The sequence below is a fragment of the Nonomuraea sp. NPDC004580 genome (assembly GCF_040609855.1).
In the GTDB taxonomy this organism is placed as follows: domain Bacteria; phylum Actinomycetota; class Actinomycetes; order Streptosporangiales; family Streptosporangiaceae; genus Nonomuraea; species Nonomuraea salmonea.
Genome location: NZ_JBEXLH010000001.1, coordinates 194,984 through 205,965 on the forward strand (window position 1 = coordinate 194,984; position 10,982 = coordinate 205,965).

Here is a 10,982-nt window from a genome sequence, read left to right on the forward strand (position 1 = left end):
CGGGGTCACTCGTCCGGCAGGGCCGCCTGGATCGGGGTGATCGTCCCGGCCGTCACCAGGAAGCCGCGGCCCTGCGGCCCGCCCGTCGCGCCGCGCGGCAGCCGGATCGTGAACAGGTCCCCGTCGGTCTGCCCCTGCACCGCGAGCAGCACCCCCGTACGCGCCTTGCGCGTCTCCGCCACGAACCCCCGGTACGCCACCGCGAGGTCCCCCGTCGTGCCCGCGATCAGCAGCCCGTGGTCGCCGTCCCGCCCGGAGCGCAGCACCTCCTCCAGCGCCGTGCCGAGCGGCCCGTCCGGGTTGATCAGCTCGGCGTCGTCCACCAGCACCACGTAGTCGTGCAGGTGGGCCACCCGCTCAGCCAGGTCGGTGGCCTCGCCGTCCAGCACCACCACGGCCCCCTCCAGATCCCGCAGCGGGCTGCGCCTGGGCGCGACCGCGACCACCGGCGTGCCCTGCGCGATCAGCGACCGGGCGGCCGTCACCAGCACCGACGAGCGCCCCGAGCGGGACGGCCCGGCGACCACCGCGCCGGGGCCCTGGGCCAGCAGGTCGAGACCCAGCGGCGCGAGCGCGTCGCCGCCCGCGCCGATCAGCGCCCACAGCGGCGACGGCGGGCTGAAGCCGGGCTCCAGCTCCATCGCCTGCGTGGCGGTGATCCGCAGCGGCAGCGCGTCCACCCGCAGCGGCGGACCGCCCGCACCCCGACGCCGTCCAGCGGCCGGGCCCGCCTCGCGGGCCAGCGCCTGCAGCGCCGCCACCTGCGCGGGACCCGCCGGGTCGGCGGCGAGCAGCGCGATCTGGTGCTCGACGATGCCGTGCTCGCCCATCGACAGCGCCCGGCCCGGCGGCAGCACCGACGGCAGGCCCTTGAGCGGGAACCCCGCGAGCCCGTAGTCGGCGGCGTCGGACAGCCGCAGCAGCAGCCGGTCGTCGAAGACCGTGGACACCTGGCCGAGCAGCCCCGACCGGTCGCTGGTGACCACCGCGCGCAGCCCCACGGCGGGGCCCTCGCGCAGCAGCTGCAGCAGAGACTCGATGAGCCTGCCGTAGTCGTAGCCCTCGAACGCGGCCACGAAGCCCTCCCAGCGGTCCAGCATGAGCACCAGCCACGGCAGCCGGTGCCCCGCCTGCCGGTACTCCGCCAGCGAGGCGTGCCCGGCCTCGGCCAGCAGCTGCTGGCGCCGCCCCACCTCGGCCTTCAGCCGGTTCAGCAGCCGTTCCACGCGGTCGAGCTGATCGCGGGTGATGACCGCGCCGCAGTGCGGCATCGCGACCAGCGGCAGCAGCGCGCCTGAGCCGCAGTCCACGGCGTGCACGTGCACGTCGTCGGGGGAGGCGTGGGCGGCGATCGAGCCCGCGATCGTACGCAGCACCGTCGAACGCCCGCTGCGCGCCGCCCCCGCGACGAGCAGGTGGCCGCCGTGCGCCACGTCGAGCGCCAGCGGGCTGCGATCCTGCGACCACGGCCGGTCGGTGATCCCGAACGGCAGCGGCCGCACCTCGTCGTCCTGAGCCGGCGGGCCCGCGGGAAGGTCCAGGACGAGGCGGTCGGGGAGCGGCTCCAGCCACGGGCTCGGTTGCGCGGGCACGCCCGCCAGCTCGGCGGCCTCGATGAGCGCGTCGGCGACCAGCGTGAGGTCCGTGGTGGCGGCGTCCTCCTCGTCACCCTGCGGAGGTGGCGGCAGCGGCTTCCCGAGAGAGCGCCAGCCCACGTCGAGCACCCGTACGCGGGCCGCGTCGCGCTCGCCGCCCGCCGCCGGGCCGCGCCCGCCCACCCTGGCGGTCTGGACGGCCACCGCCGCCCCCGCGCCCGAGCGCACGTAGCACCGGCCCGGCGTGTTCTTGGAGATGTGCGCCGCGTCCGGCTGGTCGATGACGTCGGCCGACTCGGCCGGCTCGGTCACCCGCAGCGCGATCCGCAGCGAGGTGTTGGCCTGGATGTCGGCCGTCACCACGCCGGCCGGCCGCTGGGTGGCCAGGATCAGGTGGATGCCCAGCGAGCGGCCCCTGCGGGCGATGTCCACCAGGCCCGTCACGAAGTCGGGCAGCTCGGCCACCAGCGCGGCGAACTCGTCGATGATCAGCACCAGCCTGGGCAGCCCCGGCCCCTCGTAGTCGTCGATGTCCTTGGCGCCCGCCGACAGCAGCAGGCGTTCCCTGCGCCTGATCTCGGCGGCCAGCGAGTCGAGCGCGCGCTGGGTCAGATGGCCGTCCAGGTCGCTGACCATGCCGACCGTGTGCGGGAGGCGTACGCACTCCTTGAAGGCCGCCCCGCCCTTGTAGTCGATGAGCACGAACGTGAGCTGGTCGGGCCTGTTGGCCACCGCCAGCGAGCAGATCAGCGTCTGCAGCAGCTCCGACTTGCCCGCGCCGGTGGTGCCGGCGATCAGCCCGTGCGGGCCGTCGAGCCTGAGGTCCACCGAGAAGGGACCGTCGGGGCCCACCCCGATCAGCGCCTTCGTGCTGCCCCGCTTCCCCCACCTGGCGGCCAGCTCCGCGGCCGAGGGCGCCGGCATGGCCATCAGGTCGAGCAGGCGGGCCGCGTCGGGCAGGTTGCCGCCGGGGTCGTCCCTGCTCACGTCGCGGATGGGGGCGAGGGCCCTGGCCAGCCGGTCGCACCAGGCGGGCGAGACCCGGTCGGACAGCACGGGGCCTATCACGTCGAGGCCGCCGCCGCGCAGGTGGACGAGCCCGTCGTCGCCGCACGCGGCCACCGTCTGGCACTCCTCGGGCAGCAGCCGCTGGTCCTCGTCGATCGCCAGCGTGAACACCCCGGCGCGCGGCCCCTGGCGCAGCACCTGCGGCATGTTGGGCAGGCCGCGCAGCACCTGGGCGCCGTCGAGGATCACCAGCACGTCGTACGGGCGCACGTCATAGGAGGAGAACGTGGGCTTCTCCGGCCCGCCGAGGTCGTCCCAGCCGGTCGGGACCTTACCCAGCTCGGGAATCGTGGTGTTCTGGCGCTCGTCGATGAGCGCGGCCAGCTCCGAGACCCGGTGCGCGGCCGACTCGGGGTCGGTGCCCACCAGCGCCACGCACTCCTGTCCTGCCTGCGGCGTGCAGTGCGGCAGCCAGCGCAGCCAGCCCCAGCGCCGCTCGGCGTCCGCGTGCGCCGACACCACCACGATGGCCAGGTCGCGCGGGCTGTGCAGGGTCGCCGCCTGCGCGATCAGCCAGCCGGCCAGCCCGGTCGCCGCCGTACGCGGGCCCGTCACGCCCGCCACGCCCAGCCGGCGCATCGGCAGCGCCACCGGCACGGAGCGGCAGACGGGCGGATCGATGGGCCCGCCCTGCTCCTCCGACAGCTCCAGGTCGGCGGGCAGGTCGGCGAGTCCCACGCGCAGCCGCAGCACGTCGGAGTCGTGGATCCTGCGCTCCCACAGCCGCCGGCGCGGCCCCGTCGCGGTCAGCAGCACCTGGGCCGGGTCGGGCGCGTCGGCCCGGCGAGCCGCCTCGTCGGCGGCGCGGGCCCGCTCGACGGCCTCGTCGTACGCCCGCACCTCCTCCTGATGCTCCTTGACCGCCTTCTTGTACTGCTTCTTGCCGTGCCGCCGGTCGCTCCACCACTGGCCGATCATGATGATCGGCGTCATGAAGGCGACGAGCAGGTAGTACCACTGCTGGAGCGCGATCGCCAGCGTCAGCCCGAGCACGGCGGGCAGGCACGCGGCGAGCAGCTGCAGCCGCATGCCCTCGTTCCTGGCGGGCGCCTTCGGCTTGACGAACGTGCGCTGCGGCTCCGGCCTGCGCAGCCGGGGCGGCCGGTTGTAGGCCACACCGCCCTCGGTGCGCGGCGCCAGGTGCGCGTCCTTCGGCTCGATCGAGGTGAGCACGAACACCGAGGAGCCGCAGGTCAGCACGGCCTGGTCGGGCCACTCGACGGGTTCGGTGACCGGCTTGCCGTCCAGCTCGGGCACCTCGCCGTAGCCGGCCGACAGCTCCGCCGCCTGCCGCTCCGCGGTCCGCGCGGTCAGCTCGGCGACCTCCTCGGCCCAGCGCCCCTTGAGCTTCAGCTTCGGCGCCTCGCCGGGCGGCCGCCAGGCCGGCTCGACGGTGATCGACTCGGGCCGCACGCGTACGGTGACCGCCTCGGGCGCGAGCGCCGGGTCGCGCACCGCGATCGCGCACATCGGGTCGGCCCCGATGACGTGCACGCCGAGCCCCAGCCGGTGCACGGCTCCCGCGGCGGGGCCGCCGACCACGCGGACCTCGGCGACGCCGCCCGGCTCCTCGACGAGGGTGGCGCGGGCGAGCGCGGCGTCCAGCGTGACCTTGTCGCCGTCGCGCAGCACGGCGGTGACCTTGGCCGCGGGGTCGAGCGGGCGGCCGTCGCGCCACAGCACGGGCGGCCCCATGTCGGAGCGCTCGGGGCGGCGCGGCCTGGGCACGTGCGCGCCCGCGGCGACCGGTGCGTACGGCGCCCTTGATTGGGCCCGTGCCTGGGGCAGGCGGAGGACGTCGGCCAGCGGGCGCTCGTCGCGGAGCGCCGCGCTCAGCCTGGCCACCGTGAGCCCGTCGTCGGCGTCGATCACGACGTCACGGTCACCCTGTGCGCCGTTGCGCTCGCCGCCGGACTCGCCGGCCTGCCCATGACCGGGCCCGTTTCCCTGCCCGTCACCGGGTCCGCCGATCACGGTGAGCATGATCCGCATGGTGCCGTCTCCTGGGTCGACTTCGGGCGCCCAAAGTAGCGTCCGGAACGTGGCCGGGTGCGCCTGTTGACGGGAATGGCATGGCGAGCGCGAATACGCGGCCGGAATCGCTGTGAAAGTTGTGACGGGAGTTATCACAGAGGCGACGTGCCGGAAATTTCGAGATTCGTCAACTCGGTAGAAACAATAAGCATCGATGAATTCGGCTTGACACCATGTCACCTGCGAAAGAAGCATGGGTCACCGAATTCCGCCACCTCCGCCGGAGCGATCCCCACATAATGGCGTGAATTCCGCAATTCACTCCGGGAGCCCCCCACCCATGAGGACCAGTGAAAAGCCTGCCGCCAACGCGGCGGGGTTGTCCGGGCCGGCCTCGCGCAAGCTCCCCGTACCTCCCAGGGAACGCAAGCCGGCGCTCGCCGCGCTGGCCGTCCTGCTCATCCTGGGCGGGGCGCTGGCCACGACCATGCTCGTGCTCAACAGCGGCGACAGGGTGTCCGCCATTCGCGTGACGCAACAGGTCGGCGCCGGCCAGAAGTTCACCAAGGAGGTGATCGAAGAAGTGAAGATCGCCGACACCGGCATCGACTTCGTCGCGTGGTCGCAGCGCCAGCAGGTGCTCGACAGCTTCGCCTCCGTCACCCTCCTGCCGGGCACGCTGCTCACCAATGAGATGGGCGTACGGACGAGCAGCGAGCTGGGCGAAGGAAAAGCGACCGTCGGATTGTCCCTCAAGCCAGGACAAATGCCGGCGGGAGTGGACAAGGGCGATCGCGTACAGGTGATTCTCGTGCCCAGCCGGCAGAGCCAGGGAGAAAGCCGCGTGCTCGCCGCGAGCGCGCTCGTCTTCTCCGTGGGCGAGCGGTCGAGAAGCGCGGCCTCCGGCCAGATCACCGTGGTCGTCGACGCCCCGGCCGCGCCCGAGATCGTGGCCGCCGCCTCCGCCGGCGAGATCGCGGTGGCCGAACTTCCGGGAGCGCGCTGACGTGGGGCTCATCGTACTGGCGGCCGACAAGGGCGCGCCGGGGGTGACCACCGCCGCCACGGCGCTGGCGGCGGTCTGGCCGCGTCCGGTGCTGCTGGCCGAATGCGACCCCGCGGGCGGCGACCTCGCCTACCGGCTGCCCGCCGCCGACGGCGGCGTGCTCAACCCGGCCAAGGGGCTGCTCACGCTCGGCGCCACCGCCCGGCGCGGCCTGGAGGCGGCGCAGATCCAGCAGCACACCCAGAAGATCGTCGGCGGGCTCGACGTGCTCGTCGGGCTCGGCCACGGCGAGCAGGCGGCCGGCCTCACCTGGCTCTGGGGCCCGCTCGGCAGGGCGCTGGCCGCCATACCGGGCGCCGACGTCATCGCCGACTGCGGCAGGCTGGGCGCGCACCCGCAGCTCGGCGACCTCGTCGCCGAGGCCGAGCAGGTCGTCCTGCTCACCAGGGCCACCCTCGACCACGTCGCCCACCTGCGCGAGCGGCTGCAGATCACCAAGGCGCACGGCGTCGTCGTGATCGCCGACCCGCGCAACTACCGCGGCTCGATCGAGGACGTCCGCAGGATCGTCGGCAACACCGTCCAGTACGTGCACGGCCTGGCCCACGACCCCAAGGGCGCCGAGCTGCTGCGCGGCCAGTGGGGCGGCAGGCTCGACCGCTCCCTGCTCATCCGTACGGCCCGCGACCTCGCGCAGAGGCTGGTGAGCCACCGATGATCGACCACTCCCTCGTCAAGCGCTTCCGCCAGGAGGTCGGCGACCGCCTGGCCCACCAGCGCCGGCTCGACCAGGCCACCGGCCTGCCCCCGATGACCGGCGAGGACGAGCGCCAGTTCGCCAGGGCGCTGATCTCCCAGGTGCTGGAGGAGCACGCCCGCAACGAGATCGGCTCCGGCCGTACCCCGCCCACCGTGGAGGAGGAAGAGGCGCTCGCGGCCGGCATCCACGCGGCGCTGTTCGGGGTGGGCAGGCTCCAGCCGCTGCTGGACGACCCCCAGGTCGAGAACATCGACATCAACGGCTGCGACAAGGTCTTCGTCAGCTACGCCGACGGCCAGGAGCTGATGCACGACCCGGTCGCCGAGTCCGACGAGGAGCTCATCGAGCTCATCCAGATCCTGGCGGCCTACTCCGGGCTGTCGAGCCGGCCGTTCGACACCGCCAACCCCCAGCTCGACCTGCGGCTGCCGGACGGCTCCCGGCTCAGCGCGGTCATGGACGTCACGATCAGGCCGGCCATCTCGATCCGCCGCGCCCGCCTCGGCAAGGTCTTCATGTCCGACCTCGTAGGCAACGGCACGATAAGTCCGGACGTGGGGCGGTTCCTCGCGGCGGCCGTCGCCGCCCGCAAGAACATCATGATCGCCGGCTCCACCAACGCGGGCAAGACCACCCTGCTGCGCGCCCTGGCCAACGAGATCCCGGCCACCGAGCGCCTCATCACCGTCGAACGCGCCCTTGAGCTCGGCCTCGACCAGTTCCCCGAGCTCCACCCCAACGTCGTCGCCTTCGAGCAGCGCCTGCCCAACTCCGAGGGCCAGGGCGAGATCTCCATGGCCGAGCTGGTCCGCCGCTCCCTGCGGATGAACCCCAGCCGCGTCATCGTCGGCGAGGTGCTCGGCGACGAGATCGTCACCATGCTCAACGCGATGACCCAGGGCAACGACGGCTCCCTGTCGACCATCCACGCCAACTCCAGCATGGAGGTCTTCAACCGCATCGCCACGTACGCGCTGCAGGCCTCCGAGCGCCTGCCCATCGACGCCACCCACATGCTCATCGCCGGCGCCATCGACTTCGTCGTCTTCATCGAGAAGCGCAACGACTACCACCTCGGCGGCAAGCTGCGCCGCTACGTCTCCAGCATCCGCGAGGTCAACGGCTGCGACGGGCGCGTGCTGTCCAGCGAGGTCTTCGTGCCCGGCCCCGACGGCGCCGCCGTCCCGCACGCGCCGCTCTCCTGTCTGGAGGAGCTGGCCGCGCACGGCTACCACCCGGGGGGCTGGTGAGCATGCCGTTCACGTTCGACCCGCTCGCGCTGCTGTCCGGCGCCGTGGCAGGCGGCGGCCTGTTCCTCTTCGTCGTCGCCCTGTACGGCCTGCGTCCCCGCCCTGGCCGGCCCCAGCGCCACCTGGTCAAGATGCTGACCACCCGCGCCGCCGTGGCCGCCGTCGCCGCCGTGCTCGTCCTCGTCGTCACCCGCTGGCCGGTCGCCGCCGTCGGCACGGTGCTGCTCGTCTTCGCCTGGCGCGGGCTGGCCGGCGGCGCCGCCGAGGAGCGCGCCGCCATGCGCCGCCTCGAAGGGCTGGCCGCCTGGACCGAGTCGCTGCGCGACACCATCGCCGGCGCCGCCGGGCTCGAACAGGCCATCCCGTCCTCCATCAGGGCCGCCGCGCCCACGCTCAGGCCGCACCTGCGGGCCCTGATCGACCGGCTGCACACCAGGATGGCCCTGCCCGAGGCGCTCGCCCGCTTCGCCGACGACCTCGACGACCCATCGGCCGACCTCGTCGTGGCCGCGCTCATCCTCAACTCCAAGCTGCGCGGCCCCGGCCTGCGCGACGTGCTCGGCGCGCTCGCGGTCTCCGCCCGCGAGGAGCTCGACATGCGCCGCCGCGTCGAGGCCGAGCGCCGCGCCACCCGGCGCAGCGTGCAGATCGTGGTGATCACCGCGCTCGTCTTCGCCGGGCTGCTCGTCGTGTTCAACCCGTCGTACGTGGCCGAGTACGAGGGCTTCCTCGGCCAGGCCGTGCTCGTGGTCGTGGCCGGGCTGTTCGGCGCCGGGTTCGCGTGGATGCGCCGGCTGGCCAGGTTCGACAAGCCCACCCGCCTGCTGATGGGCGGTGCGGCGGTCGTCTCCGCGCCTGCCGCGGAACGGCCGGTCGTCCCCAACGGAGGTGCCGGCCGTGGTTGAAGGCGCGATCGCCGGAGCGGTGCTCGGGCTCGGCATGTTCGTCCTGTTCCGTGCGCTCTTCCCGGCCCGTCCGGGACTGGTGGCGCGGCTGCTCGCGCTCGACGCCGTGCGCGAGGACGCCGGCGCCCCCCGCATCCAGCTCATCCTGCCGGACGAGGAGGTCAGCGCGTTCCGGCGCGGACTCGGCGTCCGGCTGGCCGCCCTCTACGGCGTCCGCGGCTGGGAGGTCAGGTCGGTCAAGGCGGACCTCGCCCTGCTCGGCCGCTCGTTCGAGGCGTTCCTCGCCACGAAGGCGCTGCTGGCGGCCAGCGGCCTGCTCGCGTTCCCGCTGCTGCTGGCCTGGCTCGTGCTCATGGAGTGGGGCACCTCCCTGGCCATCCCGTTCTGGGCCGCGCTGCTGGTGGCCGCGATCTTCTTCTTCCTGCCCGACCTGCAGGTCAAGAAGGACGCGGCGGCCAAGCGGCGCGACTTCCGCCACGTCGTCGGCGCCTTCCTCGACCTCGTCTCCATGAACCTGGCCGGCGGCCGCGGCGTCCCCGAGGCGCTGATGATGGCCGTCTCGGTCAGCGGCGACCAGCCCAACTGGGCCATGGGCCGCATCCGCGACGCCCTCAGCGGCGCCCGCATCGTCGGCATCACGCCGTGGCAGGCGCTCGGCCAGCTCGGCGAGGAGATCAACGTCGACGAGCTGCGCGACCTGTCCGCGGCGCTCGGCCTGGTCGCCGACGACGGCGCCAAGGTGCGCGCCTCGCTCACCGCCAGGGCCGCCACGCTGCGCCGCCGCGAGCTGGCCGAGATCGAGGGCAGGGCGGGCGAACGCTCGCAGTCGATGCTCGTCGCCCAGCTCCTGCTCTGCGCCGGCTTCGTGATCTTTCTCAGTTTTCCCGCCGCTATGAAGATGTTGGGGGTCTGATGCACCATCCCTGGATCGTTTATCTCACCGCTTATCTCGGCGTGCGCGTCCACCGCGCCCGCACCGCGCCCACCCGAGGCGCGTCGGCCGTCGAATGGGTGATCATCACGGCCATCATCGCCGGTGTCGCGCTCGGCCTGGCCACGCTGATCAAGACGCTGGTCGAGAACCAGCAGAACCAGATCGAGCAGAGCTTCGGCGGCGGTGGCGGCAGTGGCGACGGCGGAGGTGACGAGGCCCCGTGAGAGCCCGGCCACGGCGCGATGAGCGCGGCGTGACGGTGATCGAGCTGGCCATGCTCATGCCGGTCATCCTCGCCACCGCGCTGCTCATCGTGCAGGTCGCCCTCTGGTTCCACGCCCGCCAGGTGGCGGAGGCGGCGGCCAGGGAGGGCGCCCGCGTGGCCAGGTCCGCGCCGTTCGACTCGGGGGCCTGGGAGGGCGCGGCCACCGGCAAGGCCACCGAGATCGTCCGTACGATCGGGCCCAGTCTGCTGCGCGAGGCCACCGCCACGACGTCCGAGAAGGAGCCGGACGAGCGGTTCGTCACCGTGACCGGCAGCGCCGTCCAGGTGATCCCGCTGCTGCCCGAGCTGGCCTTCACGATCACCGCCACCTCCGGCGGGCCCGTGGAGTGTTTCCGTCCCGACAACGGCGGCGAGGACTGCCGATGACCACCCACCGGGACGGTGAGCGCGGGTCCATGGCGGTGGAGACCGTCATGCTGGCCCCGGTCTTCCTGCTGTTCCTCATGTTCCTGGCCGGCGCGGGGGTGCTGGTCGAGGCGCAGGGCCGGGTCAACGGGGCGGCGCGCGACGCCGCCAGGGCCGCGTCCGTGCAGCGTACGCAGGACGACGCGGAGTCCGCCGCCGAGGCCATCCTCACCAGCGTGCTCGACGACCGCTGCCGGTCGTCGGCCGTCTCGCTCGACGGCTCCGAGTGGGAGCAGGGCGGGCACGTCGAGGCCGAGGTGACCTGCGAGCTCGACCTCGCCTTCCTCGGCTTCGGCGGCACCAAGCAGCTCACGGGGACGGCCGTGGTGCCGTTGGAGCAGTTCAGGAGGATCGAGTGAGACGGGGAGAGCGCGGCTCGATGTCGGTGTTCACCGTGCTGTTCTCCGTGGTCGTGTTCCTGCTGGCGGGGCTGCTGGTGGACGGCGGCTCGGCGATCAACGCCCGGCTGCGCGCCGCCGACGTGGCCGAGCAGGCCGCCAGGGCCGGCGCCGACCAGCTCGACGTCGATCACCTCCGCGAGACCGGCGAGACCCGGCTGCTCGGCGAGGACGAGGTGTGCGCCAGGGCCGACGAGATCGTCGAGGCCCAGGGCGGCGACGACGTCAGCCCGGGGGAGTGCGCGGTCGGGCAGGGCGGGGCCCAGGTGACGGTCACCGTGTCGGTGCGGTGGGAGGCGTTCTTCCTCGGCGCGATCGGCTTCTCCGGCGCCGAGATGACCGGCGAGGCCACCGCCGCACCCGAAGCGAGATAGACCGAATCCCGCCGGTCGATGGCAGCG

At 73.5% G+C, this 10,982-nt stretch carries 10 protein-coding genes; 9 read left to right on the plus strand and 1 reads right to left on the minus strand.

Annotated elements, in window-relative coordinates; genetic code table 11:
- Positions 1-5 precede the first annotated feature (5 nt).
- The gene (locus tag ABZW11_RS00875) at positions 6-4,646 is read right to left on the minus strand and encodes an FtsK/SpoIIIE domain-containing protein (RefSeq protein WP_355411194.1); all 4,641 of its coding nucleotides are present in this window, start codon (positions 4,644-4,646) and stop codon (positions 6-8) included.
- Positions 4,647-4,977: 331 nt separating this feature from the next.
- Between ABZW11_RS00875 and ABZW11_RS00880 the strand changes: the two genes are divergently transcribed.
- From ABZW11_RS00880 to ABZW11_RS00920, 9 genes are read left to right on the plus strand one after another with little or no spacing between them, the layout of a single operon-like run.
- A complete protein-coding gene (locus ABZW11_RS00880) occupies positions 4,978-5,643 on the plus strand; it encodes a hypothetical protein (protein WP_355411196.1) in 666 nt (221 codons plus the stop codon).
- A 1-nt stretch (position 5,644) separates the two neighbouring features.
- Entirely contained in the window at positions 5,645-6,361 is a 717-nt protein-coding gene (locus ABZW11_RS00885) for a hypothetical protein (RefSeq protein ID WP_355411199.1), read from the plus strand.
- The gene (locus tag ABZW11_RS00890) at positions 6,358-7,653 is read left to right on the plus strand and encodes an ATPase, T2SS/T4P/T4SS family (protein WP_355411201.1); all 1,296 of its coding nucleotides are present in this window, start codon (positions 6,358-6,360) and stop codon (positions 7,651-7,653) included. The genes ABZW11_RS00885 and ABZW11_RS00890 overlap by 4 nt, the downstream gene beginning before the upstream one ends.
- A gap of 2 nt (positions 7,654-7,655) precedes the next feature.
- Positions 7,656-8,558 carry a type II secretion system F family protein gene (locus ABZW11_RS00895; protein WP_355412012.1) on the plus strand — a complete coding sequence of 301 codons (903 nt, stop codon included), beginning with the start codon at positions 7,656-7,658 and terminating at the stop codon, positions 8,556-8,558.
- Positions 8,551-9,471: a type II secretion system protein gene (locus ABZW11_RS00900; protein ID WP_355411203.1), complete on the plus strand. Its 921-nt coding sequence runs from the start codon at positions 8,551-8,553 to the stop codon at positions 9,469-9,471. The genes ABZW11_RS00895 and ABZW11_RS00900 overlap by 8 nt, the downstream gene beginning before the upstream one ends.
- A complete protein-coding gene (locus tag ABZW11_RS00905; RefSeq protein ID WP_355411205.1) occupies positions 9,471-9,716 on the plus strand; it encodes a hypothetical protein in 246 nt (81 codons plus the stop codon). The genes ABZW11_RS00900 and ABZW11_RS00905 overlap by 1 nt, the downstream gene beginning before the upstream one ends.
- Positions 9,717-9,745: 29 nt before the next feature.
- Complete coding sequence (locus tag ABZW11_RS00910; RefSeq protein WP_355411207.1) at positions 9,746-10,144, plus strand: TadE/TadG family type IV pilus assembly protein; 399 nt, start codon at positions 9,746-9,748, stop codon at positions 10,142-10,144.
- Positions 10,141-10,542 (plus strand): TadE family protein, encoded by a 402-nt coding sequence (locus ABZW11_RS00915; RefSeq protein WP_355411209.1) that lies wholly within the window; start codon positions 10,141-10,143, stop codon positions 10,540-10,542. The genes ABZW11_RS00910 and ABZW11_RS00915 overlap by 4 nt, the downstream gene beginning before the upstream one ends.
- Complete coding sequence (locus ABZW11_RS00920; protein WP_355411211.1) at positions 10,539-10,955, plus strand: pilus assembly protein TadG-related protein; 417 nt, start codon at positions 10,539-10,541, stop codon at positions 10,953-10,955. Before ABZW11_RS00915 ends, ABZW11_RS00920 begins: the two co-directional genes overlap by 4 nt.
- Positions 10,956-10,982: the final 27 nt, after the last annotated feature.

What these genes read in the sequence shown, in the direction of transcription:
- ABZW11_RS00890 (WP_355411201.1), top strand. Translation starts at nt 6,358, where the DNA reads ATGATCGACCACTCCCTCGTCAAGCGCTTCCGCCAGGAGGTCGGCGAC.
- ABZW11_RS00915 (WP_355411209.1), top strand. Translation starts at nt 10,141, where the DNA reads ATGACCACCCACCGGGACGGTGAGCGCGGGTCCATGGCGGTGGAGACC.
- ABZW11_RS00895 (WP_355412012.1), top strand. Translation starts at nt 7,656, where the DNA reads ATGCCGTTCACGTTCGACCCGCTCGCGCTGCTGTCCGGCGCCGTGGCA.
- ABZW11_RS00880 (WP_355411196.1), top strand. Translation starts at nt 4,978, where the DNA reads ATGAGGACCAGTGAAAAGCCTGCCGCCAACGCGGCGGGGTTGTCCGGG.
- ABZW11_RS00875 (WP_355411194.1), bottom strand. Translation starts at nt 4,646, where the DNA reads ATGCTCACCGTGATCGGCGGACCCGGTGACGGGCAGGGAAACGGGCCC.
- ABZW11_RS00905 (WP_355411205.1), top strand. Translation starts at nt 9,471, where the DNA reads ATGCACCATCCCTGGATCGTTTATCTCACCGCTTATCTCGGCGTGCGC.